General features: G+C 64.1%; 22 protein-coding genes and 5 pseudogenes. 19 read left to right on the top strand and 8 right to left on the bottom strand.

The features are described from left to right. Positions 1–338 precede the first annotated feature (338 nt). Positions 339–1,320: pseudogene (locus tag NHF48_RS18355) on the bottom strand (NAD(P)H-quinone oxidoreductase). Between the two features lie 123 nt (positions 1,321–1,443). Here NHF48_RS18355 and NHF48_RS18350 point away from each other — a divergent pair. The 14 genes and pseudogenes from NHF48_RS18350 (at position 1,444) to NHF48_RS18285 (ending at position 15,822) form a co-directional block, all read left to right on the top strand. Next, positions 1,444–1,638, top strand: coding sequence for a DUF1192 domain-containing protein (locus NHF48_RS18350; protein ID WP_056060574.1), 195 nt, complete (start codon positions 1,444–1,446; stop codon positions 1,636–1,638). Between the two features lie 144 nt (positions 1,639–1,782). After that, positions 1,783–4,101 carry an ATP-dependent Clp protease ATP-binding subunit ClpA gene (gene clpA, locus NHF48_RS18345; protein ID WP_253071914.1) on the top strand — a complete coding sequence of 773 codons (2,319 nt, stop codon included), beginning with the start codon at positions 1,783–1,785 and terminating at the stop codon, positions 4,099–4,101. Between the two features lie 516 nt (positions 4,102–4,617). Next, entirely contained in the window at positions 4,618–6,069 is a 1,452-nt protein-coding gene (locus NHF48_RS18340) for a GGDEF domain-containing protein (protein WP_253071913.1), read from the top strand. A gap of 61 nt (positions 6,070–6,130) precedes the next feature. Further along, the gene (locus tag NHF48_RS18335) at positions 6,131–6,328 is read left to right on the top strand and encodes a hypothetical protein (protein ID WP_253071912.1); all 198 of its coding nucleotides are present in this window, start codon (positions 6,131–6,133) and stop codon (positions 6,326–6,328) included. A 71-nt stretch (positions 6,329–6,399) separates the two neighbouring features. After that, positions 6,400–6,639, top strand: a complete 240-nt coding sequence (locus NHF48_RS18330) for an exodeoxyribonuclease VII small subunit (protein WP_056060585.1) — start codon at positions 6,400–6,402, stop codon at positions 6,637–6,639. Positions 6,640–6,652: 13 nt separating this feature from the next. Then, a pseudogene (locus tag NHF48_RS18325) lies at positions 6,653–7,544 on the top strand (polyprenyl synthetase family protein). Positions 7,545–7,566: 22 nt separating this feature from the next. Then, positions 7,567–8,073: a pantetheine-phosphate adenylyltransferase gene (gene coaD / locus NHF48_RS18320; protein WP_056060588.1), complete on the top strand. Its 507-nt coding sequence runs from the start codon at positions 7,567–7,569 to the stop codon at positions 8,071–8,073. 213 nt (positions 8,074–8,286) lie between these two features. Next, on the top strand, positions 8,287–9,015 hold the full coding sequence (locus NHF48_RS18315) for a peptidylprolyl isomerase (protein WP_253071911.1): 729 nt from the start codon (positions 8,287–8,289) through the stop codon (positions 9,013–9,015). A gap of 7 nt (positions 9,016–9,022) precedes the next feature. After that, positions 9,023–10,050 (top strand): annotated as a pseudogene (gene queA / locus NHF48_RS18310) (tRNA preQ1(34) S-adenosylmethionine ribosyltransferase-isomerase QueA). Further along, on the top strand, positions 10,047–10,514 hold the full coding sequence (locus tag NHF48_RS18305; protein ID WP_253071910.1) for an EF-hand domain-containing protein: 468 nt from the start codon (positions 10,047–10,049) through the stop codon (positions 10,512–10,514). The pseudogene queA and the gene NHF48_RS18305 overlap by 4 nt, the downstream one beginning before the upstream one ends. 1 nt (position 10,515) lies before the next feature. Then, positions 10,516–11,667 carry a tRNA guanosine(34) transglycosylase Tgt gene (gene tgt, locus NHF48_RS18300; RefSeq protein WP_253071909.1) on the top strand — a complete coding sequence of 384 codons (1,152 nt, stop codon included), beginning with the start codon at positions 10,516–10,518 and terminating at the stop codon, positions 11,665–11,667. Between the two features lie 203 nt (positions 11,668–11,870). Further along, positions 11,871–13,694 (top strand): annotated as a pseudogene (locus NHF48_RS18295) (M16 family metallopeptidase); the annotation flags it as partial. A 142-nt stretch (positions 13,695–13,836) separates the two neighbouring features. Then, positions 13,837–14,703 carry a M16 family metallopeptidase gene (locus NHF48_RS18290; RefSeq protein ID WP_253071908.1) on the top strand — a complete coding sequence of 289 codons (867 nt, stop codon included), beginning with the start codon at positions 13,837–13,839 and terminating at the stop codon, positions 14,701–14,703. A gap of 51 nt (positions 14,704–14,754) precedes the next feature. Beyond that, a complete protein-coding gene (locus NHF48_RS18285) occupies positions 14,755–15,822 on the top strand; it encodes a cell wall hydrolase (RefSeq protein WP_253071907.1) in 1,068 nt (355 codons plus the stop codon). Positions 15,823–16,119: 297 nt separating this feature from the next. Here NHF48_RS18285 and NHF48_RS18280 read toward each other — a convergent pair whose 3' ends face one another. The 5 genes from NHF48_RS18280 to NHF48_RS18260 all read right to left on the bottom strand — a co-directional run bounded on the left by NHF48_RS18280 (position 16,120) and on the right by NHF48_RS18260 (position 18,807). After that, positions 16,120–16,350, bottom strand: coding sequence for a hypothetical protein (locus NHF48_RS18280; protein ID WP_056060610.1), 231 nt, complete (start codon positions 16,348–16,350; stop codon positions 16,120–16,122). Positions 16,351–16,455: 105 nt separating this feature from the next. Next, positions 16,456–16,668 carry a cold-shock protein gene (locus NHF48_RS18275; protein ID WP_031394996.1) on the bottom strand — a complete coding sequence of 71 codons (213 nt, stop codon included), beginning with the start codon at positions 16,666–16,668 and terminating at the stop codon, positions 16,456–16,458. Between the two features lie 278 nt (positions 16,669–16,946). Continuing rightward, positions 16,947–17,360, bottom strand: a complete 414-nt coding sequence (locus NHF48_RS18270) for a glycine zipper 2TM domain-containing protein (RefSeq protein ID WP_156362209.1) — start codon at positions 17,358–17,360, stop codon at positions 16,947–16,949. 77 nt (positions 17,361–17,437) lie between these two features. Next, entirely contained in the window at positions 17,438–17,884 is a 447-nt protein-coding gene (locus tag NHF48_RS18265) for a DUF3597 domain-containing protein (RefSeq protein WP_253071906.1), read from the bottom strand. Next, the gene (locus tag NHF48_RS18260; protein ID WP_253071905.1) at positions 17,881–18,807 is read right to left on the bottom strand and encodes a hypothetical protein; all 927 of its coding nucleotides are present in this window, start codon (positions 18,805–18,807) and stop codon (positions 17,881–17,883) included. Before NHF48_RS18260 ends, NHF48_RS18265 begins: the two co-directional genes overlap by 4 nt. On the opposite strand from NHF48_RS18260, the gene NHF48_RS18255 reads away from it, so the two are divergent. Next, a complete protein-coding gene (locus tag NHF48_RS18255) occupies positions 18,785–19,495 on the top strand; it encodes a hypothetical protein (protein WP_263816929.1) in 711 nt (236 codons plus the stop codon). The genes NHF48_RS18260 and NHF48_RS18255 overlap by 23 nt on opposite strands. A gap of 493 nt (positions 19,496–19,988) precedes the next feature. Here the strand turns inward: NHF48_RS18255 and NHF48_RS18250 are convergent, their stop codons facing one another. Then, on the bottom strand, positions 19,989–20,318 hold the full coding sequence (locus NHF48_RS18250; RefSeq protein WP_253071903.1) for a hypothetical protein: 330 nt from the start codon (positions 20,316–20,318) through the stop codon (positions 19,989–19,991). Between the two features lie 170 nt (positions 20,319–20,488). On the opposite strand from NHF48_RS18250, the gene NHF48_RS18245 reads away from it, so the two are divergent. From NHF48_RS18245 to NHF48_RS18230, 4 genes are all read left to right on the top strand, one after another. Continuing rightward, the gene (locus tag NHF48_RS18245) at positions 20,489–20,761 is read left to right on the top strand and encodes a BrnT family toxin (RefSeq protein ID WP_253071902.1); all 273 of its coding nucleotides are present in this window, start codon (positions 20,489–20,491) and stop codon (positions 20,759–20,761) included. A 155-nt stretch (positions 20,762–20,916) separates the two neighbouring features. Then, complete coding sequence (locus tag NHF48_RS18240) at positions 20,917–21,024, top strand: BrnA antitoxin family protein (protein ID WP_342454689.1); 108 nt, start codon at positions 20,917–20,919, stop codon at positions 21,022–21,024. A gap of 111 nt (positions 21,025–21,135) precedes the next feature. Then, positions 21,136–21,717, top strand: a complete 582-nt coding sequence (locus tag NHF48_RS18235) for a hypothetical protein (protein WP_253071901.1) — start codon at positions 21,136–21,138, stop codon at positions 21,715–21,717. 286 nt (positions 21,718–22,003) lie between these two features. Further along, the gene (locus NHF48_RS18230) at positions 22,004–22,438 is read left to right on the top strand and encodes a hypothetical protein (RefSeq protein ID WP_253071900.1); all 435 of its coding nucleotides are present in this window, start codon (positions 22,004–22,006) and stop codon (positions 22,436–22,438) included. A 7-nt stretch (positions 22,439–22,445) separates the two neighbouring features. On the opposite strand, the pseudogene uvrA reads toward NHF48_RS18230, so the two are convergent. Continuing rightward, positions 22,446–25,341: pseudogene (gene uvrA / locus NHF48_RS18225) on the bottom strand (excinuclease ABC subunit UvrA). Positions 25,342–25,521: the final 180 nt, after the last annotated feature.

Below are 25,521 nucleotides of genomic sequence, written 5' to 3'. Positions count from 1 at the left end.
TGGTCGCAGTCCGGTGACTGTTCCAAGTCATGGGCGAGGATAGCTTGTTTTCCCGCGAAGGTGGGAATCCAGACTGGGCTCCCGCCTTCGCGGGAGAACAAGGTTGGCTGGATCGGCGCTTTCCTGCCCACCATACCACCCCGGCGGAGGCCGGGGCCCAATTGGAAAGGTCGCAGTGACAGAGGACTGCGCTCGATCGGCACCGTCCCCCAATTGGGCCCCGGCCTTCGCCAGGGTGGTGGTGTATGGGGGGATGTCGGCCGTTAAACGGAGATACCCCAGCTTTCGCTGGGGCGACGGAAGGGGTGCGGCAAGGCGATTAGAATGCCCGCCCCTCCTCACTCCATCGTCAGCACGATCTTCCCGACGTGGTCGCCTGCTTCCATCCGGGTGTGCGCCGCCGGCGCGTCCGCGAAGGCAAACACGCGGTCGATCACGGGCTTCAGCTTGCCCGCTTCGACGTGCGGCCACACCGTCCGCGACAATTCGTCGGCGACCAGCGACTTGAACGCGGTGTCACGCGGGCGGAGCGTGGAGCCGGTCAGCGTCAGGCGGCGGCGCATGATCTCGAACAGGGGGACGGTCGCCGTCGCGCCGCCCATGACCGCGATCGACACATGCCGGCCGTCTTCCGCGAGGCATTGCAGGTTGCGCGGGACGTAGTCGCCACCGACCATGTCGAGCACCGCGGCGACGCCCTTGCCGTTGGTGATCTGCTTCACGCGCTCGACGAAATCCTCCGACTTGTAGTCGATCGCGTGGGTGGCGCCGAGGCTCAATGCCGCCTCGCACTTGGCCTTCGAGCCCACCGTGACGATAATGTCGATGCCGAAGACGCTGCACAGGGCAATCGCCATCGTGCCGATGCCGCTGGTGCCGCCGTGGACAAGGACGGTGTCGCCTTCCATCGCGTAGGCGCGCTCGAACAGGTTGGTCCAGACGGTGAACAACGTCTCGGGCATCGCCGCCGCCTCGACCATCGTCAGTGCCTCGGGGACGGGCAAGCACTGGCCGAACGGTGCGACCGCGTATTCCGCATACGCACCGCCGGAGATCAGCGCGCAGACGAGCTGGCCGACCTGTTCATCGCCGACGCCTTCGCCGACCGCGACGATCGTGCCGGAGATCTCCATGCCGAGGATCGAGGGGGGCACCCGGCGGCGGCGGATACTTGCCCTGGCGCTGCATGACCTCCGGGCGGTTGACCCCGGCGGCCGCCACCTTGACCAGCACCTCACCCTGCCCCGGCTTGGGCACGGGACGGTCGACGAGGACCAGCACTTCGGGACCGCCGGGCTGTTCCGGATCGATCGCCTTCATCACTTCGGGTACACGTAAGTTACTGGATTGATTTTCGGGTATCGCGGTCATTGCTCGTCACGTCCCTTTAGATTTCCGCGCCTTATTGACATCACTCGGGTGCGGGTCAACGTTACAGAAACTATGGAACCGGACGACACCCCCTCCCGTCCCGACGATCTGCTCGACGCGCTCGTGCGACAGGACCTCGATCCGTTGTCGGTCGCCGAGCTCGATGCGCGGATCACCGTGCTGCAGGGCGAGATCGCGCGCTGCCAGCTGAAGAAGGACCGCGCGGTCAGTCACCGCGCCAGCGCCGACGACCTGTTCAGGCGGTGATCGCGCTGCCCGCCTCCACAAGCGTCGCATTTAGGCAGCGCAGGAACGGACGGGGGCCGGGTTCAAGTGCTTGATGCGACCGATATCAGTTCCGACATAGTGGCAAAGGGCTCGCGTTCTCGCGGCCCGACAGGAGTATTGTAAATGCCATCATTTGCACCCGCCCTCGAGACCACGCTGCACAAGGCGCTCGAGGCGGCATCGTCCCGGCGTCACGAATATGCGACGCTGGAGCATCTGCTGCTCGCGCTGATCGACGACGAACATGCGTCGAAGGTCATGACCGCGTGCAACGTCGAGATCGGCGATCTGAAGAATACCGTCTCGCACTACCTCGACAGCGAACTCGACGCGCTGAAGGTCGATGCGGCGACCGACCCCTCGCCCACCAGCGGGTTCCAGCGCGTCGTCCAGCGCGCGATCCTGCACGTCCAGTCCTCGGGCCGCGACGAAGTGACCGGTGCCAACGTGCTCGTCGCCCTGTTCAGCGAGCGCGAGAGCTATGCCGTCTATTTCCTGCAACAGCAGGACATGAGCCGCCTCGATGCGGTCAGCTTCATCAGCCACGGTGTCGGCAAGGGCGGACAGCAGGCGACCGAAGCATCCACGCCAAAGGGTGCGGACGACGAGAAGCCGGCCAAGGGACAGGAGAAGGGCAAGACGGAAAGCGCGCTCAAGCAATTCACGGTCGACCTCAACGAGAAGGCCAAGAACGGCAAGGTCGATCCCCTGATCGGGCGCGGGCCGGAGGTGGATCGCACGATCCAGATCCTGTGCCGCCGGTCGAAGAACAACCCGCTCTATGTTGGTGATCCCGGCGTCGGCAAGACCGCGATCGCGGAAGGCCTGGCGCGCAAGATCGTCGAGGGCGACGTGCCCGACGTGCTGTTGCCTGCCGTCATCTACTCGCTCGACATGGGCGCGTTGCTGGCAGGGACGCGGTATCGTGGCGACTTCGAGGAGCGCTTGAAGGCGGTCGTCAACGAGCTCGAGAAGCTGCCCGACGCGGTGCTGTTCATCGACGAGATCCACACCGTGATCGGTGCGGGTGCGACGAGTGGGGGCGCTATGGATGCGTCAAACCTGCTCAAGCCGGCTTTGTCGGGCGGCACGATCCGATGCATCGGTTCGACGACGTACAAGGAGTTCCGCAATCACTTCGAGAAGGACCGCGCTCTGCTGCGGCGCTTCCAGAAGATCGACGTGAACGAGCCGACGATCGAGGATACCATCAAGATCCTTGCCGGCCTGCGCTCGGCGTTCGAGGATCACCACAACGTCAAGTACACGCCCGATGCGATTAAGTCGGCGGTCGAGCTGTCGGCGCGGTACATCAACGACCGCAAGCTGCCGGACAAGGCGATCGACGTGATCGACGAGGTCGGCGCGATGCAGATGCTGGTGCCGCCGAACAAGCGCAAGAAGACGATCACGCCGAAGGAGATCGAGCAGGTCATCGCGACGATGGCACGCATCCCGCCGAAGTCGGTCTCAACCGACGACAAGCTGGCGCTTGCCACGCTCGAGACGGATCTGAAGCGCGTGGTGTTCGGGCAGAATGCGGCGATCGAGAAGCTGTCGTCGGCGATCAAGCTGGCGCGGGCGGGCCTGCGCGAGCCGGAGAAGCCGATCGGCAACTACCTGTTCACCGGGCCCACGGGTGTCGGCAAGACCGAAGTCGCCAAGCAGCTGTCGACGATCCTCGGCATTCCGCTCCAGCGGTTCGACATGTCCGAATATATGGAGCGGCATTCGGTCAGTCGTCTGATCGGTGCGCCCCCGGGCTATGTCGGGTTCGACCAGGGTGGTTTGCTGACCGACGCGATCGACCAGAACCCGCATTGCGTGCTTCTGCTCGACGAGATCGAGAAGGCGCATCCGGACCTGTTCAACATCCTGTTGCAGGTGATGGATAACGGGCGGTTGACCGACCAGCACGGCAAGTCGGTCGACTTCCGCAACGTCATCCTGATCATGACGACCAATGCGGGTGCCAGCGACATGGCGCGCGAGACAGTCGGCTTCGGCAACCTGTCGCGTGAGGGCGAGGACGAGGTCGCCGTGACGAAGATGTTCACGCCGGAATTCCGCAACCGTCTCGATGCGGTGGTGCCGTTCGGGTATCTGCCGACCGAAGTGGTGGCACGCGTGGTGGACAAGTTCATCCTCCAGCTCGAACTCCAGCTGGCGGATCGCGGCGTGCATATCGTCCTCGACGACGAGTCGAAGGCGTGGCTCACGACCAAGGGCTATGACAAGCTGTACGGCGCACGACCGATGGGTCGCCTGATCCAGGAGAAGATCAAGCAGCCGCTCGCCGAGGAACTGTTGTTCGGCAAGCTGGTCCATGGCGGCGAGGTGACGGTGAAGATGAAGGACGGCGCGCTGTCGTTCGCGATCGAGCCTGCCGCGCCGAAGAAGCCCAAGAAGAAGGGCAAGACCGAGACGGTCGAGGCCAGCTGACGACTATCAACCTGGTTCAGCGCGAGCTGGACCAGGTTTGATTTGGAAAAGCTGGATGAACAGCACTTCAAATTCTACCAATCCTCTTTCGGCTCGCGCCCTGTTCTGTCGTTGAGACACGATCTGCGTTTATGACGAAGCGACTTCACGATGCCGATAGCGTGGTTCGAATTGCGAGCCAAATCAGCATAAATCGATCCAGTATGGTCGAAATCCGATTGATTACGCCGTCGTGCGGGCGCCTCTTTACCATTAATTGGCGAAGGCGGCTTAGACGGTGTCTGCATGACGTTCGGGTTTCGTATCACTTGGCTCATCGGCATCGTTGCGACGGCGTTGGCGATGCTCGGTGCTGCACCGGCCGAGGCCCGGACCGGGCAACTGCTCGATGTCTGTATTACGCGGGCTACCCCAGGGCTTTCCGTACCTGCCTTGTTTTGAACGCCTTCACGGTTCGACTGCACCACGCCCCAGTCGGCCTATGGGTCCGGCGATTTCTGGGTTCTGTCGCAGGCTTTGCCGACGAACCTGACGCACATCCCTGATCTGCGTGCCCTGACCGCGAGCGTCTGGCAGGATCGCGTCACGCTCTTCGTTCTTTATGCAGACGGCGCAATCCGCCGTACCGGGTTCACCAGTCGCACGTCCGGCCGCCATCTCATGATCGGCGCAACCCTATCTCTGACGCTGCCGCCGCACGTTGCGCCCCCCGTCCGCCTGCTTTGGCACGTCGAGGGTTCGGCGAATTTGCGGGGCGTCGTACTCGGGCCGACACTCGCAACGGCCGCGGAAGCCGCAGAGAGCGAGATCATCCTGTCGGCGCTGTATGCAAGCTTCGGCGGGATGGCGATCGCGTTGATCGTCTACAATCTCGCGTTGTGGGGTGCGCTTCGACAGTCGTTCCAGCCGGTCTATTGCCTGCTGGTGCTGTGCTTGCTCGGGTACGCCTTTTCGTCGTCGGCCGCGCTGGGCCAGCTTGTGCCGTCGCTCGACAACAACGTCCGCTTGAAACTCAACGTATGTTTGCTGGCGATTTGTGCGGGCATGGTCCTGGTCTTCGCACGCGCTTTTTTCGAGCGTGCGGTGTTCGATGGTTGGCCGCGCCCCGCCAGCAACGTGGCGCTCGCGACGCTCGCCACGGCCGGAATTGCGTTTGCGATCCTGGCGCCGTGGCAGATCTACTGGCTCGATCGGTTGCTGACGCTCAGTTACATCCCGCTGATCGCGCTGGTGCCGCCGGTGCTGTACCGAGCTTGGCGGGTCCGGAGCAGCTATCTCTGGATGTTCACGCTCGCCTGGGGCGCGCCCATCGTCTTCGCCAGCCTGCGGATCGCCGGTGCGCTGGGGCTGATGTCGTGGAGTTTCTGGATCGATAACTCCACGATGATCTCTATGATGCTAGAGGCGCTGCTCTCCAGTTTGGCGATCGCGTACCGGATTCGCCTGCTAAGCGTCGAACGCGACGACGCGCGTGAACAGGAGATCGCGGCGCGGTTGCTGGCGGATACCGAACCGCTGACGGGGCTGCTCAATCGCCGTGCATTCCTGGATCGCGCGATCGGACGGTCGGGCGATCAGATGCTGCTGATCGCGGACGTCGATCACTTCAAGCACGTCAACGAAACCATCGGCCACGATGGCGGCGACGAAGTCCTGCGGGTCGTGGCGCGGGTGTTGCGCAACGCGGTGCCGCCCGACGCTCTGGTCGCGAGGATCGGCGGCGAGGAGTTCGCCATTCTCATCGATGCGACCACGCCGGTCCTGCCCGACACGATCCTCGAGCGATTGCGCAGCCAGCGCATGCCGTTCGACATGGCGATAACCGCCAGCATCGGCTGCTGTACGGGGCTGCAGCGCGAATCGGACTGGAAGGCGCTGTATCGCAGCGCCGATCGCGCGCTGTTCGCGGCCAAGGGCGCCGGGCGCGATCGGTCGCGCGACGCAGGCATACTGCCGATTGCAGCGTAAGGCCGTTGCGCTTGCGAAACGGCAACGTGTGAGCCATGATCGCAAGTCTGGGAGATCGACGATGCGGAACCGGAAACTTGTGCTGGCGGTGGCGGGGCTTGGCCTTGTGACACTCGCCGTGCGTCATCCGACCGCAGACTTCCGGCTGATTACGCACGACAAGAGCGACCCTTCGCCACACCGGATGCAGGCCGTCGTCGATTTCGGGCTGGTCGGTGTCTCGGTATTATACACCTGGACTGTCAACCGCCTGCGGTAAGCGTGTCGCGTATCCGGCGCGCTCTCGCGCGTCCTTGACCCTCGTCGCGTGCCTGCGCCATAGCGACGGACATGGACACGCCGATCGAAGACCTCGCGTTCGAGGATGCACTGAAGGAACTCGAGCTTATCGTCGGGAAGCTGGAAAGTGGCGACACGCCGCTTCAGCAGGCGATCGAGCTGTACGAGCGCGGCAACAAGCTGCGCCAGCGTTGCGCCGACCGGCTCGATGCGGCGCAGGCACGGATCGAGGCGATCCGGCTCGACGGCGACGGCAAGCCTGCCGGCGTCCGCCCGTTCGCGGCGGGCTGACGCGGTGAGCGGGATGCCCGTCACGCTCGATGCCGCGCTTGCCGAGGTCTCCGCGGAGATCGACCGGCAATTCGACCAGCTGCTGACCATTCCGGACGATCCGCGCGGCGACCTGTACCGCGCGATGCGGCACGCGGCGATCGGTGGCGGCAAGCGACTGCGGCCCTTGCTGGTGTTCGCGACCGCAAATCTGTTCGACGTGGCGCGCGAATGCTCCGCTAGGGCAGCGACGGCGATCGAGGCGATCCACGTCTATTCGCTGATCCACGACGATCTGCCGTCGATGGACGACGACGACATGCGCCGCGGCAAGCCCACCGTGCACAAGGTGTTCGACGAGGCGACCGCGATTCTGGCGGGCGATTGCCTGCACGCGATGGCGTTCGAGATTCTAGCCGATCCAGCAACGCATGCCGATCCGTTCGTCCGGATCGAACTGGTCATGGACCTCGCGCGGGCGTCCGGGCCGAACGGCATGGCCGGCGGCCAGAAGATGGACATCGAGGCTGAGAATACGCGCTTCGACCTCAACACCGTCACGCGGTTGCAGCAGATGAAGACGGGTGCACTGATCTCGGCGTCGGTCGAGGCAGGGGGCGATTCTCGGGCGGCTGCCGCCGGAAGGTCGCGTGGGGCTTCGCGGGTATGCGCATGACCTTGGGCTGGCGTTCCAGATCGCCGACGATCTGCTCGATGCCGAGGGCGACGAGGCGGTCGTCGGCAAGTCGCTGCGCAAGGACGAGGTCGCGGGCAAGGAGACGTTCCTATCGCTGCTCGGGCCCGAGCGTGCGCGCGAGCAGGCGCGGATGCTCGTCGACCAGGCGGTCGCGCATCTGCACAGCTATGGCAAGGAAGCCGATCTGTTGCGGGATGTCGCCCGTTTCGTGCTCGAACGCGACCGCTAGAACTACAACCGGGGAGATCGGCATGACGGCACGGATTGGGGTTTACCCGGGGACGTTCGATCCCGTGACACTCGGTCATATGGACATCATCCGGCGCGGCGCGAAGCTGGTCGACCGGCTGGTGATCGGGGTGACGACCAACCCGTCCAAGTCGCCGATGTTCACGATCGAGGAGCGGATGGCGACGGTGCGTCGCGAGGTCGCGGACGTCGATGGCGATATCGAGGTGGTCGCGTTCGATTCGCTGCTGATGGATTTTGCCGAGCGGCAGGGGGCGAAGGTGATCGTCCGGGGCCTGCGCGCGGTCGCCGATTTCGAGTACGAATATCAGATGGCGGGGATGAACCAGCAGATCAATCCGCGCGTCGAGACGGTGTTCCTGATGGCCGACGTCGCGTTGCAGCCGATCGCCAGCCGGCTGGTCAAGGAGATCGCGCTGTACGGCGGGAATATCGCCAAGTTCGTGCCGGAGTCGGTGCGCGAAGAGGTGGTAGCGCGGGTCGAGAAGATCGGCCGCAAGGGCAGCTGACCTTCTTCGCCCCTCCCTGGAAGGGAGGGGTTGGGGGTGGGTCGGGTTCCGCTTGGTTGCACGTTTGAGGCTCGAGCGAGTCTACCCACCCCCGGCCCCTCCCTTTCAGGGAGGGGAGCAGCGATCCCCATCACGTTCAGATTGGCGCAAGCGGGGATTTGCTCTAAGTGGCGGCAGCCTGGTTGCGCCGGGCCTCTTTCGAGTGGGAATTTGATGCGCTTTTTCGTCGGAATGTTCGCGTTGCTCGGGTGCCTGGTCACGGTACCGGCTGGTGCAGCGCAGAAGAAGGAAGTCGTGGCGCCTGCCGTTCGCGCGACCCCGCCCCTGACCACGGATACGCAGAACCTGCTGCTGCTCGATCTTTCGACCGGCGGGCGCGTCACGATCTGGCTTCGGCCCGACGTCGCGCCGCTGATGGTCGAGCGGATCAAGACGCTGACCCGCCAGCATTTCTATGACGGCCTCGCGTTCCACCGCGTGATCGATGGCTTCATGGCGCAGGGTGGCGATCCCAAGGGCGACGGCACCGGTGGCTCGACGCTCCCCGACGTGAAGGCGGAGTTCAATTATCTGCCGCACGTCCGTGGTGCCGTCTCGGCGGCGCGGTCGGACAAGGAGGATAGCGCGAACAGCCAGTTCTTCATCGTGTTCCAGCCGCGTCTGAGCCTCGACAAGAAATACACCGTGTTCGGTCGCGTGCTCGACGGGATGCAGTATGTCGACGCGATCGAGCGTGGCGAGCCGCCGGCGAACCCGTCGCGGATCGTCCACGCGTATATCGCGGCGGATAATCCTCCGGCGTATATGGCTGGGCCGCCTGCCCCCGCACTCGGTGCGCCGGTGACGTTGCCGGGGACGGCTTCGGGTCCGAACGCTGCCAAGCCAAAGCTCGCGCCGACCGCTCGCAAGGCGCCGGTAAAGAAGGCTCCTGCAAAGAAGTGACTCCACGTTGAACGTCGACCTTTTCGACTTCGACCTGCCGACCGACAACATCGCGCTCCGCCCCGCGGCGCCGCGTGATGCCGCGCGGATGCTGGTGATCGAAGGTGATCGCACCACGGATGCAGGCGTATCAGACCTGCCGTCGCTGCTGCGGCGTGGCGACCTGCTCGTGTTCAACGATACGCGCGTGATCCCGGCGCAGCTCGACGGGCGGCGCGGCGATGCCAAGATCGGCGCGACGCTACACAAGCGCGAGGGGCCAAGGCGGTGGCGTGCGTTCATCCGCAACGCGCGGCGACTGCGTGACGGCGACGTGATCGAGTTTGGCAACGGCGTCAGCGCAGCGGCAGTCGATCGCGAGGACGATGGGAGCTACGCGCTGGTGTTCGCGGGCGACGAGCCGGTCGAACTGCTGCTGGAACGCGCGGGCCACATGCCCCCTGCCCCCGTATATCGCCGGCAAGCGCCCGACCGACGAACGCGATGCGGACGATTACCAGACGATGTTCGCGTCCGAGCCGGGAGCAGTCGCAGCGCCGACGGCGGCACTGCACTTCACGCCAGGATTGATGGCGGCGCTCGAGGCGGCGGGGGATCGGTCATGCGACGCTGACGCTGCATGTCGGCGCGGGGACGTTCCTTCCCGTGAAGGCGACCGACACCACCGAGCACAAGATGCACGCCGAATGGGGCCGGATCGATGCCGCCACCGCCGATCGGCTCAACGCGGTCCGCGCGAACAATGGTCGCGTGATCGCGGTGGGGACTACGTCGCTCCGGCTGATCGAGAGCGCGACGGGCGAGGACGACGTGATCCGCCCATTCGACGGCGACACCGCGATCTTCATCACTCCGGGTTATCGGTTTCGCGGGATCGACGGCTTGATGACCAATTTCCATCTGCCGCGCTCGACGTTGTTCATGCTCGTGTCGGCGCTGATGGGACGCGAGCGGATGCAGGCGGCGTATGCGCATGCGATCGCTGAAAAGTATCGCTTCTACAGCTATGGCGACGCCTCGCTTCTGCTGCCATGACGGGCGGCATGCTGCTCGCCCTTGCTTTTCTCCAGGCCATTACCGCCGCACCGCCGCCCGCGGGCACGCCGCAGCCGCCCGCGACGATCTTCGCCGAGCCCGCCGCGCTGTTCATCGCCGCATGCGATGCGAACGGTGATGGCCGCGTGACGCAGGCGGAACTGACCGCGGGCGTCGCGCGGAGCTATGCCACCGCCGAGGGTGCTGCGACCGGATCGATCGGGTACATCGCCTTTGCCGACTGGGCGCAGGCGTGGCTGGGCGATCGTAACGCATTGCCGAGCCCGTTCGAAGTCGATCGCGATGGCGACAACCGGATCACGCTCGCCGAACTCCAGGCAAGGTTCGCGCAGTTCTTCACGCGGTTCGACCGCGACAAGGATGGCATGCTGACTCGCGCCGAACTCATCACCATCCGCGGCGCGCCGGCCGGCGATCGCTACGGCATTCGCAAGAAAAAGTAGTATGACCACCCGTCCCCGCTTCGACTTCACGATCTCCGCTACCGATGGCAAGGCACGCACCGGCGTCATCGCGATGCAGCGCGGCGACATCCGCACGCCCGCGTTCATGCCGGTCGGCACCGCCGCGACCGTCAAGGGGATGAAGCCCGCCGACGTGGTGGGCGCGGGCGCGGACATCATCCTCGGCAACACCTATCATCTGATGCTGCGACCGGGCGCCGAGCGGGTCGCCAAGCTGGGTGGTCTGCACGCGTTTTCGGGCTGGTCGAAGCCGATCCTCACCGATTCCGGCGGCTATCAGGTTATGAGCCTTGCCGACCTGACCAAGCGCTCCGAGGAGGGCGTGTCGTTCAAGTCGCACCTCGACGGCACGCGGCATCTGCTCAGCCCCGAGCGCTCGATCGAGATCCAGCGGCTGCTCGGCTCGAACATCGTCATGGCGTTCGACGAACTGGTGCCCACGACGTCGACGCGAGAAGTGCAGGCGGCGGCGATGGAGCGGTCGATGCGCTGGGCGAAGCGGTCGCGCGCAGCGTTCGACAGCGGCGAGGCGCATGCCGAGAACAACGCGATCTTCGGGATCCAGCAGGGTGCGTTGAACGAAGGGTTCCGGAAGTCTTCGGCGGATGCTTTGATCGATATCGGCTTTGACGGCTATGCGGTCGGAGGGCTGGCGGTTGGCGAGGGCCAGGAGGCGATGTTCGGGTGCCTCGACTTCGCGCCGGACCAGCTGCCGATCGACAAGCCGCGCTATCTGATGGGGGTCGGCAAGCCGGACGACATCGTCGGTGCGGTCGAGCGCGGCATCGACATGTTCGATTGTGTGATGCCGACCAGGTCGGGTCGCACCGGCCAGGCGTTCACGCGCACCGGGCCGATCAACATCCGTAATGCGAAGTTCGCCGAGGATATGGGGCCGCTCGATCCCGCCTGCCCCTGCCCGGTCTGTGCGACGTGGGGCCGGGCGTATCTGCATCACCTCGTCCGGTCGGGCGAAATGCTTGGCGCGATGCTCATGACGGAGCATAACATCTGGTTCTACGAAACGCTGATGGCGGATCTGCGGGCGGCGATCGCCTCGGGGACGTTGACGCAGTTCGCGAATGATTTCCGTGGCGTGTATGCCCGGAAGAGTGAAGGAGAGCCCAAGTGACCATCAAGATCGACAGCGATACCCCGAACGAAATCCTCGCCGCCGCGAAGGGAGGCGAAGCTGCAGGCCGAAGCCGCCGCGCACAACGCCGCGGAGAAGACCAAGAGCTGGCCGCTCGCGAAGATCGGCCTGGGCGTCGGCATCGGCTCGGCGGCGATCGCGGGCGCGGTGCTGTTCGCGAACCGCAACAAGTAAGGATCTCGATGCGCCTCCTCCGCTCCGCTTTGCTGCTGACCGCAGCTTCTTTCCCGGTAGCGGTGGGGGCGCAGACCGCACCTGCCCCGACGCAGGTCTCGGTGAAGCCGATCGCCTATACCGAGCGCACCCTGCCGAATGGCCTGCGGGTGTATGCGATCCGCGACACCGGCACGCCGAACGTATCGGTGCAGGTCTGGTACGACGTCGGCTCGAAGGACGATCCCAAGGGCAAGTCCGGGTTCGCGCACATGTTCGAACACCTCATGTTCAAGTCGACGCGCAATCTCGTGTCGGAGCAGATGGATCGGCTGACCGAGGATGTCGGCGGTTACAACAATGCGTCGACCAACGACGACTACACCAATTATTACGAGGTGATCCCCGCCAACCATCTCCAGCGTCTGCTGTTCGCGGAGGCGGACCGGATGGCGAGCCTCGTGGTTGAGCCCAAGAGCTTCGGCTCGGAGCGCGACGTGGTGAAGGAGGAACTGCGTCAGAGCACGCTTTCGCGGCCGTATGGCAAGTTGTTCTCGCTCTATTATCCGGCAATTGCCTATGCGACGCACCCCTATGCACGCGGGACGATCGGCAGCCTGGAGAACCTTGAAGCCGCCGGGATCGATGACGTCCGGGCGTTCCATGCGACCTATTATCGGCCGGACAATGCGATCCTGGTCGTGTCGGGAAACTTCGATCCGGCGCAGTTGAACAGCTGGGTCGACCAGTATTTCGCGGGGATAAAGAAGCCGAGCGCGGCGATCCCGCGCGTGACGGTGGCCGAGCCTGCGCGCACGAAAGCGGTAACGCGCACCGTGTACGAGCCCAACACGCCGTTGCCGGCGGTGCTGGTCAGCTATCATGTGCCGGCGGATCGCGATGCGGATATCGCCGCGTTGACGGTGCTGAAGGCGGTGCTGGCGACGGGCGAAAGTTCGCGGCTGTACGAGAGCGTCGTGTACCGCGACCAGCTCGCGCAGTCGGCCGAGGCGTTCCTGGATACCAAGCAGGCGACCGGCAACATGGTCGTCTACGCGATCCTCGCGGGTGGTAAGACGGTCGAGGCGGGTGAGGCTGCGTTGAAGCGGGAGGTCGCCCGGTTCCGCGATGCGCCGGTGACCGCGGCCGAACTCGCGGAGGCGAAGAACGAGATCCTGACCCAGTCGATCCAGTCGCGCGAGACGGCCGAGGGCAAGGCGAGCACGCTGGCGTCTGCCGTGCTGGTCGACGGCGATCCACAGGCGGCTGACAAGCAATTGGCGGCCATTGCTCGGGTGACGGCGGCGGATATCAAGCGGGTTGCGCGGAAATACCTCGGCGACAACCAGTCGGCGACAATCCGGTACATGCCACTCGCGGCCAAGCCTGCGGGCGGTATCGCGGATGCGATCACGGTTGCACCGACGGTGCAGGTTGCAGACCTGAAGGCGCCGGCGAATATCGAGATCGTGACGCCTGCGCCGGAAGGGCAGCGCGTCCAGCCGCCAGCGCCAAGCGCGCCGGTATCGCCAACGATCCCGCAGCCTGTGAAGACGCGGCTCGCCAACGGCATGCGGCTGGTGACGGTCGAGCGACACGACCTGCCGATCGTCACCGCGTATCTCGTGACTGCCGGTGGTGCAGCGACCGATCCGGCAAATCGTGCGGGTGTCAGCAGCCTGTCGGCGGACCTGCTCACCAAGGGCACGAAGACACGCTCGGCGACACAGATCGCGCGTGCGGTCGAGGGACTTGGCGGGGCGATCGGCAGTTCGGCTGGCAGCGATGGCGCGGCGGTCGACGTGACCGTGAAGTCGGACCAGCTTGCGCCGGCGATGGCGATCCTCGCCGACGTCGCGATCAATCCGGCGTTTGCGCCCGAGGAGATCGAACGCGCGCGAACGCAGCAGGTCGATGCGGTGACGCTCGCGTTGAAGGATCCGGCGCAGGTCGCGGGTCTGGTTGCGGATCGTGCCGTGCTGGGGGCATCGCCCTATGGTGCGCCTAACGGGGGGCACGCCGCTGTCGCTGAAGGCAATCACGCGCACCGACATCACGGCAGCGTATGCGCGGAGCTTCCAGCCGAGCCAGGCAACGCTGATCATGGTCGGCGACGTCACCGCGGCGCGTGCCAAGGCTTTGGCGGAGGCGCAGTTCGGTTCTTGGAAATCGACCAGCACGGCAACCGCGAGCACGCCGCAGGTCACGTACCCGAAACCTCGTGTCATCGTCGTCGACATGCCAGAAGCGGGTCAAGCGGGCGTCGTGGTTGCGCGTCCTGCGATCGCGCGGTCGGATGCACGCTATTATCCGCTAGCAGTTGGCAACACGGTCCTTGGCGGCGGCTTCTCGTCCCGGTTAAACCAGGAAATCCGGATCAAGCGTGGTCTGGCCTATGGCGCAGGCAGCGGGCTTGATGCGGGGAAGACGCAGGGCACGGTCGCGGCGCGGACTCAGACCAAGAACCCAACCGCTGCCGAAGTCGTCACGCTGATCGCGGCCGAGATGACGCGGATGGGGACGTCCCCCGTGCCGGCCGCAGAACTCGACACGCGCAAGGCCGTGCTCGTCGGCAATTTCGGGCGCGGGATCGAGACGACGTCGGGCGTTGCAGGAATCCTGGGCGCCTATGTTCAGAATGGCGTGCCGCTCGGTGAACTCCAGCGCTACGCCGGTGCGGTTGGCGCAGTCGATCCGGCGGCGGTACAGGCCGCGGCGGTCGCCTTGCTCGATCCGAAGGCGGCGAGCATCGTCGTGGTCGGTGACGCCAAGCAGTTCATCGAACCGCTGCGCAAAGCCTATCCGAACGTCGAGGTCATCCCCGAGGCCGCGCTGAAGCTCGACACCGCAACCTTACGGTAAGCGCTTGCTGCTACGGTGACCGTCCGTCCCGCGGTGGGACGGACTGAATCCGTGCGCGATCGGTCTGGCCAGATCGGCTATGCCCGGCTCGACACGCAAGTACGAGGAAAGCGATTGCGCGTAAGGTTGCAGACGGTTCGGTTGATGAAACGCATCTGGGCGACGATGGTCGTCACGTTGTTGATCATAGGCGCCGCAATCTCTGCGCATGCCACGCTCCGGGCGATGTCGGCGCGTGAAGCGGCGCACGACCGCGCGAGTGCCGCGTCTTCGGTGAAGGTTTCAGTTCCTACCCCGATGCTGGCCGAGCAGGAGATCGCCGCCCCTGCGGCGGGTGTTACGGGGACCATCGACCTCCCGGATTTGCCGATCCCAGCCGGTGCGACGCTCGACGCGGGCATCGTCCCCGCACGGCCTTTCTCGATGGCCGGTGCATCGGCGCTGGACCGCGACCGCGCGCTGCAATGCCTCACCGCGGCGATCTATTACGAAGCCGCATCCGAGCCCGATGCCGGCCAACAGGCGGTCGCGCAGGTCATCCTCAACCGGGCACGGCATCCTGCCTTCCCGGGAACGGTGTGCGGCGTGGTGTATCAGGGCTCGGAACATGCCGGCTGCCAGTTCAGCTTCGCGTGCGACGGCGCGATGACGCGGGTGCCGGCGCGTGCCGCGTGGGTCCGTGCAGCGCGCGCTGCCGGCATGGCGCTCGCAGGGTATGTCTACGCGCCGGTCGGGTTGGCGACGCACTATCATACCTACGCTGTGACGCCTGCGTGGAACCGGAGCATGGTTATGACCGACGTCGTCGGCGCGCATTTCTTCCACCGGTGGAAGGGGTATTGGGGTACTTCGGCTGCGTTCAACCAGCGCTACGCTGGCGGCGAACCGGTGCCTGGGCCGCATATGTCCGTGCAACCGATTGCGCCGCCCACGCCGCAGATGATCGCAGCCGCCACGGCTGGCGCTGTCTCCGTCCCGGTGCCGGCTACGGTGGTAGCGAATGTTGCGCAGGCCAAGCCCGCTACCCCGGCACCGGCGATACCGACTGCTTCCGACATGCTACCGCCAGAATCGCAGATCCTCGAGAGGTGGAAGGATACGGGTAAGCCGCTGAAGTAAATCACCGCGACTGCTTCCATGGCACCGCGTCGACCGTGTTCAACGGATTCCTTCTGGCAACCACCTTGCCAGGCGCAGAAGTTGGTTCGCGCAGAGGCGCAGAGGACGCGGAGGTGTTGCGTTCGGGGTTAAGCTGCGGACGTCACATTTAATTTTGGGAACCTGCGGTTCAGCTAAAGCTTCGCGGTCTCTGCGCCTCTGCGCGAAAACGGCTTCTCTAATGACCACAAAGAAAAACCCGGGTGCATCGCTGCATCCGGGTTTTTCCTCAAATAAATCGAACCTCGGAGATCCGGCCTATTCGGCGGGGACCATCGAGGGGGTGCCGATCATCATGCGTTCGCCACCGGGAGGGGCGGCTTCGCGGGCGGCGCGGAGGATCTGGGTGCGTTCGGCGCGTGAGGCCATGTCGTCCCAGGCCTTTTCGGCGCGGCGGCAGCGATCGCGGACGTTGTCGAGGAGGGCGGCATCGCCGTTGCGACGCTCTTCATCAGCGCGGGCCCGGTAAAATTCTGGATTATCGGCCATGCTGGTGCGCTCCTGCGGGAAATTTCAAAGGGGTGATGCGGCGACCGTTATGGCCGCCGCATCGCAACCGAGATCAGGTTGGCGGACAATAATCCGCCAGCGAGATCAATCGGCTGGCTGGAGGTTCACGGCCGACTGCTTGCCACGCTTGTCGGGCTCGAGCTCGTAGGTGACGCGCTGGTTCTGGTTCAGCGTCGGCATGCCGGCGCGCTCAACCGCGGTGATGTGCACGAATGCATCGTTGCCGCCGCCATCCGGCGCGATGAAGCCATAGCCCTTGTCGGCGTTGAAAAACTTGACGGTTCCGGTGATAGCCATGAAGTGGCTCCTTCTTAGTAGAGAGTAACCCGACGTTCGGGCGACCCGTGCCGCGGAGCAGGGAAAGAAGGAGAAAGGTGCCGCAAAGCGCCAAGAACCGTCGATATGCGACTGTAGCTGAGCGCTATATGGGCCAAGACCGCCCGAATTGCAAATCTTGCCGGTAAGATGGGTCAAGAACTGCGTCGATTATCGCAGATTTTATTTTCCCGTGCGCCGCCATCGACGACGATAATTTAGATCGACCGGCGCCGATATTTCGACGCCGGTCGAGGGATTTAACGGCAGCGGGTGTCGTTGCTGGAGCGATCGACCGCACGGCCGGCGAGCGCACCGCCGGCCGCACCGAGCACGGTGCCGAGCAAGCCCGAGCCACCGGGGGCGATGACGTTGCCAAGCACGCCGCCCGCGACTCCGCCGACGATCAGACCGGTGGTGCCGTCGTTGCGGCGGCAATAATACCGGCCGTCATTGCCACGATAGACGCGGTCGTTGCGCGACAGGCGGCGCTCGCGATACCGTGCATCGTCGCGGTAGTAGCGACCGGCATCGTAGCCGCCGTACGCAGGGTCGACACGATTATAGTCGTAGGAACGATAGCGCGGGTCGACGCCGTAGCGGCTGCCCCCGTCGCCAACGCAACCGGCGACCATGGTGGAGGCGGCCAACAGGCCCAGCATCGCAACGCGCATTTCGTGTCCTTTCAGTGGGTTGATACTGAAGGCGTAATGATCGGCGCCGGCATTTGGTTGCCGGCGCCTATCCTAGATCAATCCTTGAGGTTAGCGGGCACGGTACCGCCGTTCTTTGCCAGCTCACGCATCACGGCCTTTATCAGCCACATGTTCATCTCGGCGCTGCCGTCCTTGGCACCGGTATAGCCGAGCTCGGTAGCGAGCTCCTTGCGGTTGTCGAGGCTCGAATCGAGATCCAGCAGCTTCATCAGGTCGACGATCGAGGTGCGCCAGTTGAGGTCGGAGCCCTTCTTCGAGGCGATGCCCGAGAGGACGGCCTCGACATCGACAGCCTGGGCGGGCGCGGCGGGCGCGGCCTGCGAAGTCGGTGCGGCGGGCGTCGGTGCAGGCTGGGCGGCCGTGGTCTGCGGCGCAGGCGCGGGTGCCGGAGCGGGCGCCGCCTTGGGCGTGCCGAAATGGCCGCTGCCGAGCGGGCCGTGCTCACCGAAGATGGCGGACTTGATCTTACTGAAGATGCTCATGGGGGTACTCCGTTGACTATGCGTATGGCGGGAGAACGCCCGGTGGCGGATTTGGGTGCAGCGTCCGCAGGCGTCGGCGCCAGATTGGGTGCAGCGTGCGACTGGCCGGGCGACTGGCCGGGACCGGCGCCGGACGAAGCGGCGCTACCGGGTTCAGGGTCAGGCTTTCTCGGCCGATCCGGATCGAAATCACGGGCCAGCGCAGCGACGCGCGCCATATCGGTCGCGGCGACCGCGTCGACCTCGTCATCCTCGATAAGCCCGCAGCCTACCGCATAGCCGATGAACCAGCTGTCGCGGTCGGCGCCCTCGACGACGACGCGCTCGGCGGTCTCTCGGTCGTACGGCGCATCGAGGATGATCGCCTCCTCCCGGGAACATTCGCGGCTGTAACCGTCGTCGCCGAAAGTGCCGCCATTGCCTTCGTCGAAGTCGCTCAGCGGCGGGAAGCGGGTGCGCCAGGCACTGGTGAACTCGTCCCACCAGACCGGACATTCACCGTCGGGCCCGCCCGGTTCGACGGCCGGAAGTGCAGAAAGTGCAGACGCTGGCGCAGGTGTCGCGGGCGCAGGTTTCGGGGGGCACAGGTTTGGCGACAGGTTCGGGTGCGAGACTGAGCAGCCCGGCGGCCTCGGCGCGTGCCCATTGCTCGGCGGTCCAGCCGGCGCGGGCGGCGGGATCGAGATCGGCGACGTCGATCTCCGACGCGAGGCCGGCGTTGCTGCGCAGCCAGCGGTCCGCGCGGGCGAGCGCCACGATCGGCGCCATCCCCTCCCCCCTGCGTCGGTCGATCGGACACGCTCGCCGAGAAACAGGCCGGCGCGGGCGGGACCTGCGTCGCGTTCGACGAGGTCGAGGAACGCGTCGAACTCGGTCGCGATCAGGCGGGCGGCGGCGTTGGTGGTCTCGCTCTCCCTCGGCATGGCGATCGAGCCGGGCGAGCAGCGACATGGCGAGGCGGTTGTCGAAGCGGTGGCGTTCGATCACGTCGCCGTCGGGCTTTGTGAGACGCTCGATCTGGCCGACCATCGCGCGACAGAACAGCGCCTCGGCGACGATCGGCCGCGCGACGAGCTTGGCGGCGTCCCAGCCGAGCGCGAACGCCGCGCCCGCTGCGCGGCGGCGCAGGCTGTACGCGGCGCGGGGCGACAGGCCGACGCTGGCGGTGGCCTCGTCGACGGTGGCGCCCTCGGCGATGCGTTCGAGAAAGCCGCGCTGGCGCTCGGGGGACCAGCCGTCGACACGTTGGCGATTTTGCCGCGTGAAGGAGTCGATGGGTGGCGCGTCGACACCCTGGTCATGGAGAGCGGCGGCCACTTGCGCATGGTCCGGGCGAGCGCGGTCCAGCGGTCGCGGTTGGCGGCGATCTCGGGCGATACGGGGATGCGGGTGCCGATCCGGCCGGCGTCGACATGCGCTTGCCAGGCCATGACGTGGCGGACCGCGTCGGGGAGATGGTCGGGGATTGGGGGGTTCGTAGCGCGGCCGGGGGCGGGCGCGGCGCGCCTGGCCAAGTGGCAGGGTCGCGGATCGTCCGGGGTGGGTGTGTTCGCCATGATCGATCCTCGTTGCGGAGAGGACCGATCAGGTATGCCGGATCGGGGTGTGTAGGCCAGCGGTTTCGGGCGGTGGCCTGGTCCTGACGCCCCACCCTCGTCATCCTGACGAAAGTCAGGACCAGGGTTACGGGGTACGGCGCTTTTGGCTCTGGGTCCTGACGTTCGTCAGGATGACGGAGTGGGGATGACGGGGTGGCGTGGGTGATGGAACCAGCGTTTATCGACTTCGAACACGCGTTAGTGCGCGATACGACGCCCTCATTGTTCTCCCGCGAAGGCGGGAGCCCAGTCTGGATCCCCGCCTTCGCGGGGAAACAGGCTTACCTGCTCGACGTACTCGACGATCCGGCCAGCGGTAACGACGCACGGGCGGTGGCATCAGGTAGGCTTCGACCGTCAGGCCATTCTCATCCTCCCCCGCAAGGGGGAGGTGGCACCGCAGGTGACGGAGGGGGAGGACACGGAACCTACGTGGTCGCCCCCTCCCCCTCCGTCTGGCAAACGCCAGCCACCTCCCCCTTGCGGGGGAGGATCAGGAAGGCGGGTCAGCCGAGCGTCGAACCGCGATCCGCGGCGAACGACGGGGCCGGGCCGGTGGCGGGGCGGAGCGACTCGCGCTCGGCCTTGGTGGGGACCGCGGTGGGATCGGGGCGGAAGGCGTCCGGCGCGCGATCGGTCGCACCCGGGCGGGGCTTGTCGAGCGCGAGATCGGGCGCGGCATGCTCGGCGGGGTTGGCCTTCGAGCGCAGGAACACCGCCAGCAACGCACCCCCGAGACCGATCGCCGCCGCCCCGATCGACAACGCGTTGATGCCTAACGTCTTGGTGTTTGGCTTGGGGCTGGGGGCGGGCGTGTGCGGGTGAGGCTTGGTCATGGGAATGTCCTTTGATGCAGCCTCGGAAACGGACGGTCGGTGGCAGGGGTTCCGCTTTGTGCCAGCGACCGAGGTGCGTCCGTTACCGATGCGATTACCCTTGCTGAGCGTGATGCCACGCTATGCTCTCATTGACGGCGGCATTGTTGTAGTTACATAAAGGGTCGGATGTGGAGATCAGCTTCGACCCGATAAAGCGCGCTTGGACGCTGGCGGAGCGAGGGCTCGATTTCGCCGATGCGGGCAAGGTGTTTGCGGGGACGGTGTTCGAGTTCGAGGACGAGCGCGTCGCGTATCCCGAGCGGCGCTATTCGACGATCGGCATGCTCGAAGATCGCATGGTCGTGGTAATATGGGTCGACGCCGAAGACGGTCGGCGCGTCATATCGATGAGGAAGGCCAATGCCCGAGAACGCACGCGATTTGAACGCTACCTCGCTTGATCCGAACGACGACGCGCCGGAGTGGACGGACGAAATGTTCGAGCACGCCGAGTTGGCGATCGGCGGGAAGGTGATCCGGCCAGCGACGGGCTATCTGGGACCGAACGGCGTAGTGAAGGGGCGGCCTCCCCCTGCGCGACCGGGCCAAGCAACAAGTGACGTTGCGGCTCGATCCGGATGTGCTGGCGAAGTTTCGCGAGGGCGGGCCCGGGTGGCAGGGGCGGATCAATGCTGCACTTCGGACTATCGCGGGATTGACGTAACCGGCTCTAAACTGGGATGCTCCACAGTAATTAGAGAAGTGTCTTGGAGGAGCGGATCCGTGGCCGAAACTGGTGAGCTTGTAGTAGCTCAATTAGCTGATAAAATCGACGATGTTACGGATTCTAACATTCAGGAATTCCCGTTTAATTTTTTTTGATAAACAGTCAAACAGAACGACAAAGCTAATTGCCACTTGCACCGAAACCAAGCCAGTGGAAGGTCGACATAGATGGTTTGAATATAGGTTTACCGAACCCGCGATAGTTTCAGCGATCACGATCAGCGCGACGGGCTATTCTGAATTTCATGAATTTGATTTCATGTGGATGGATGCCAATGGAAAAGAAAAAACGGGCACATTCCGCGTTGAATCTAGCGAATACAAGTTAGTACTAAATGCTATTTGTCGAAAGTTCGCGTTTCGTCCCCCGTCGGTATATTTTGCAAATCCCTCAATCGATAGCGTCACTGTATTTGGCTTGGAACCGTCAAATATATCTGCGGCTATCGACAACCTATCTTTGATCGAAGAATATAAATCAGACGCTATCCGCGTTATTAACCGGTCAGTAGAATCTGCCAAAGCCAAAACACTCTTGGCGGAAAAGGCTGATCTTGAAAGGGCGGCAACCCAGCGCGAGATAAACCAGAATAAATCAGCAATAGCTCGGCATAAAAAAGAATATCGATGAACTCGCTTTAGTACGTAACGAGCTAATTACCCAGAATAGCGCGTCCGAAGAATCTCTAAAATCCTCGCTTTCACGAGCATCCTCGCTTGACCTAGAGCACAAGAACTCGCAAAAATCGGCAGCATCTTTAAGAAAAGATATTGCCGACGCCCAATCTACACTAAAATTACTGAAAGAAAATATCAACCTATTTCCATCTAAGATTGTAGGCTTTGTCGATCAAGGCAGTAAAAGCATTCGCCAATATCTAGCTATCCTGGCAATACCATTGCTCATAATCACTATAATGTTCATACTTCTTATAAAGGGCGCAGCAGATCTAAGCTTTATAATAAGTAGCGACAAAGATATCAATATTGAAGCACTGATGATATCCAGAGTCCCATATGTAACTATTGCTGTCGCGGTTATTACAGCATCGTATAAAGTGGCGCGTGTTTTTATATCCGAAATAATGAAGATCAATAATCAGCGATTGAGTCTTACAAAAATTAGCATCATCGCAAAAGACGTTTCGTTTTCTTCTGAACATGGCCTTTCGTTAACCGACGAAGAATCCTACCAGCTTAGAACAAATCTAAAAATGCAGATGCTCCGCGATCACCTAAAAGACTACCTTTCAAAAGATTTCACGATCGAACTTCCAAAACGACTGTTAGGAATTTTTCCTGCAGGTAAAGAAAAGGTGACAGTAAAGCCTGAAGCTATCGCTACTGAATGAGTCGGCCTTAACCCGCCGCCGCCCGCTTCTCCAGCAACGGAGCCAGATACTTCCCGGTAAAGCTGCCCTTCGCCTTCGCCACCTTCTCTGGCGTGCCTTCGGCGACGATCTCGCCACCCTTGACGCCGCCTTCGGGGCCCAGGTCGAGGACCCAGTCGGCGGTCTTGATGACGTCGAGATTGTGTTCGATCACGACGACCGTGTTGCCTTGCTCGACCAGCGCGTGGAGGACTTCCAACAATTTCCGCACGTCCTCGAAGTGGAGACCGGTGGTGGGTTCGTCGAGGATGTAGAGCGTGTTGCCGGTGGCGCGGCGCGAGAGTTCCTTGGCGAGCTTGACGCGTTGCGCTTCGCCGCCCGAGAGCGTCGTCGCCTGCTGGCCGACCTTGACGTAGCCGAGGCCGACCTCGACCAGCATCGCCATCTTGTCGCGGATCGGGGGACCGCCTTGAAGAACTCGGCGGCGTCCTCGACCGTCATGTCGAGCACGTCGGCGATCGAATGGCCCTTGAACTTCACCTCGAGCGTCTCGCGATTGTAGCGCGCGCCGTGGCAGACGTCGCAGGTGACGTAGACGTCGGGGAGGAAGTGCATCTCGATCTTGAGCACGCCGTCGCCCTGGCACGCCTCGCAGCGGCCGCCCTTGACATTGAAGCTGAAGCGGCCGGGCTTGTAGCCGCGCGCCTGCGATTCGGGCAGGCCGGCGAACCAGTCGCGGATCTGCGTGAAGCTGCCGGTATAGGTGGCGGGGTTGCTGCGCGGGGTGCGGCCGATCGGCGACTGGTCGATGTCGATGACCTTGTCGAGATACTGGAGGCCGGTGATCTTGTCGTGCTTGCCCTGGACGATGCGCGCGCCGTTTAGCTCGCGTGCGGCGGCGGCGTAGAGCGTGTCGATCGTGAAGCTCGACTTGCCCGAGCCGGAGACGCCGGTGATGCAGGTGAAGGTGCCGAGGGGGAGGCTGGCGGTGACGCCGCGCAGGTTGTTGGCGACCGCGTTGTGGACGGTGAGCTTCTTGCCGTTGCCTTTCCGTCGCGTGGTTGGGACCGGCACCTCGCGCGTGCCGTTGAGATAGTCGGCGGTGATGCTGCCCTTCGACTTGAGGATCTGCTTCAGCGTGCCCTGCGCGACGACCTGGCCGCCGCGGACGCCGGCGCCCGGGCCCATGTCGATGATGTAGTCGGCGGTGCGGATCGCGTCCTCGTCATGCTCGACGACGAGCACGGTGTTGCCGAGATCGCGCAGACGGCGGAGCGTCTTGAGGAGCATGTCGTTGTCGCGCTGGTGCAGGCCGATCGAGGGCTCGTCGAGAACGTAGAGCACGCCCGACAGGCCGCTCCCGATCTGGCTCGCGAGGCGGATGCGCTGGCTTTCGCCGCCGCTGAGCGTGCCAGAGGTGCGGTCGAGGTTGAGGTAGTCCAGGCCGACATTGTTGAGGAAGCCCAGGCGCTCGACGATCTCTTTCAGGATGCGTTCGGCGATCGCGTTCTGCTGGTCGCCGAGATGCTGCGGCATGTCGGTGAAGAACTGGAGCGCGTCGACCACCGAGAGATGCGTGGCGTAGGAGATGTCCTTCATCGCGATCTTGACCGCGAGCGCTTCGGGCTTCAGGCGCGCACCGCCGCAGACTTCGCAGGGGGCGGCGGACTGGTACTTGCTCAGCTCCTCGCGCATCCAGGCGGAGTCGGTCTGGAGCATGCGGCGGTTGAGGTTGCCGATGACGCCCTCGAACGGCTTGCTGACGTCGTATTTCTTCTTGCCGTCGATAAAGGTGAGCGTGACGGGTTTGCCCTTCGAGCCGTGCAGGATGGTGCTCTGGACCTCCGGCGGGAGGTCGGACCAGGGCGTCTCGATGTCGAACTTGAACTCGCGCGCGAGGCTGCCGAGGACCTGCATGTAATAGGGCGACGGCGGGTTGGATTTCGCCCAGGGGACGACCGCGCCCTTCTTGATGCTGAGCATGTGGTTGGGGACGACGAGGTCTTCGTCGAACAGCAGTTTCTCGCCGAGGCCGTCGCAGGCCGGGCATGCGCCTTGGGGTGCGTTGAACGAGAACAGGCGTGGCTCGATCTCGGAGATGGTGAAGCCGCTGACCGGGCATGCGAATTTTTCGCTGAACACTATGCGGCCGTCGGGGGCGTTGTTGCCGAGGATCTCGGACTTGGGGGGTGTGCGGCTCGACCGGGTCGGCGGGGTCGACATAGGCGAGGCCGTCGGCGAGTTTCAGTGCGGTTTCGAACGATTCCGCGAGGCGCGTGGCGATCTCGCCGCCTACCACCAAGCGGTCGACGACGACTTCGATGTCGTGCTTGTACTTCTTGTCGAGCGCGGGGGCCTCGTCGATGTCGTGGATCGTGCCGTCGATGCGGACGCGCGCGAAGCCCGCCTTTTGCCACTCGGCGAGTTCCTTGCGGTACTCACCCTTGCGGCCGCGGACGACGGGGGGCGAGCAGGTACAGGCGCGTGCCCTCGGGGAGCGCCATGACGCGGTCGACCATCTGCGACACGGTCTGCGCGGCAATGGGTTCGCCGGTGGCGGGCGAGTACGGGATGCCCACGCGCGCCCAGAGCAGGCGCATGTAATCGTAGATCTCGGTGACGGTGGCGACGGTCGAGCGCGGGTTGCGCGACGTCGTCTTCTGCTCGATCGAGATCGCGGGCGACAGGCCTTCGATGTGGTCGACGTCGGGCTTCTGCATCAGTTCGAGGAACTGGCGGGCATAGGCGCTGAGGCTCTCGACGTAGCGGCGCTGGCCCTCGGCGTAGATCGTGTCGAAGGCGAGGCTCGACTTGCCCGAGCCGGAGAGGCCGGTGATCACCGTGAGCGTGTCGCGGGGGATGTCGATGTCGACGTCCTTGAGGTTGTGCTCGCGCGCGCCGCGTACGGAAATCTTTGTCAGCATGAGGCTGGTTCTACTTCTGTTCTGATCGGGAGACTAGTGGGAGAGATAGGAATGCATGAGGCCGGGTGCCAGTTCATCGGCGATGATCGATTGCGCAGCCGATTGCGCGACGGGCGATCGAGGCGTCGACGCGGCTTGCCACCGGGCGGCGTATTTTGGAGAACCGGCGAACGTGACGGG

Origin of the sequence: Sphingomonas sp. H160509 (genome assembly GCF_024124765.2) — a bacterium.
Lineage (GTDB): Bacteria > Pseudomonadota > Alphaproteobacteria > Sphingomonadales > Sphingomonadaceae > Sphingomonas.
Note: the sequence above shows the minus strand (reverse complement) of the source record. Positions and strands in the feature narration are given on the sequence as shown.

Excerpts from the sequence above, each read along its gene's own strand:
- NHF48_RS18350 (WP_056060574.1), top strand. The coding sequence starts at position 1,444 with ATGGAACCGGACGACACCCCCTCCCGTCCCGACGATCTGCTCGACGCG.
- clpA (WP_253071914.1), top strand. The coding sequence starts at position 1,783 with ATGCCATCATTTGCACCCGCCCTCGAGACCACGCTGCACAAGGCGCTC.
- NHF48_RS18335 (WP_253071912.1), top strand. The coding sequence starts at position 6,131 with ATGCGGAACCGGAAACTTGTGCTGGCGGTGGCGGGGCTTGGCCTTGTG.
- NHF48_RS18330 (WP_056060585.1), top strand. The coding sequence starts at position 6,400 with ATGGACACGCCGATCGAAGACCTCGCGTTCGAGGATGCACTGAAGGAA.
- coaD (WP_056060588.1), top strand. The coding sequence starts at position 7,567 with ATGACGGCACGGATTGGGGTTTACCCGGGGACGTTCGATCCCGTGACA.
- NHF48_RS18315 (WP_253071911.1), top strand. The coding sequence starts at position 8,287 with ATGCGCTTTTTCGTCGGAATGTTCGCGTTGCTCGGGTGCCTGGTCACG.
- NHF48_RS18305 (WP_253071910.1), top strand. The coding sequence starts at position 10,047 with ATGACGGGCGGCATGCTGCTCGCCCTTGCTTTTCTCCAGGCCATTACC.
- tgt (WP_253071909.1), top strand. The coding sequence starts at position 10,516 with ATGACCACCCGTCCCCGCTTCGACTTCACGATCTCCGCTACCGATGGC.
- NHF48_RS18290 (WP_253071908.1), top strand. The coding sequence starts at position 13,837 with ATGGTGCGCCTAACGGGGGGCACGCCGCTGTCGCTGAAGGCAATCACG.
- NHF48_RS18280 (WP_056060610.1), bottom strand. The coding sequence starts at position 16,350 with ATGGCCGATAATCCAGAATTTTACCGGGCCCGCGCTGATGAAGAGCGT.
- NHF48_RS18275 (WP_031394996.1), bottom strand. The coding sequence starts at position 16,668 with ATGGCTATCACCGGAACCGTCAAGTTTTTCAACGCCGACAAGGGCTAT.
- NHF48_RS18270 (WP_156362209.1), bottom strand. The coding sequence starts at position 17,360 with ATGCGCGTTGCGATGCTGGGCCTGTTGGCCGCCTCCACCATGGTCGCC.
- NHF48_RS18265 (WP_253071906.1), bottom strand. The coding sequence starts at position 17,884 with ATGAGCATCTTCAGTAAGATCAAGTCCGCCATCTTCGGTGAGCACGGC.
- NHF48_RS18260 (WP_253071905.1), bottom strand. The coding sequence starts at position 18,807 with ATGCCGAGGGAGAGCGAGACCACCAACGCCGCCGCCCGCCTGATCGCG.
- NHF48_RS18250 (WP_253071903.1), bottom strand. The coding sequence starts at position 20,318 with ATGACCAAGCCTCACCCGCACACGCCCGCCCCCAGCCCCAAGCCAAAC.
- NHF48_RS18235 (WP_253071901.1), top strand. The coding sequence starts at position 21,136 with ATGTTACGGATTCTAACATTCAGGAATTCCCGTTTAATTTTTTTTGAT.
- NHF48_RS18230 (WP_253071900.1), top strand. The coding sequence starts at position 22,004 with ATGTTCATACTTCTTATAAAGGGCGCAGCAGATCTAAGCTTTATAATA.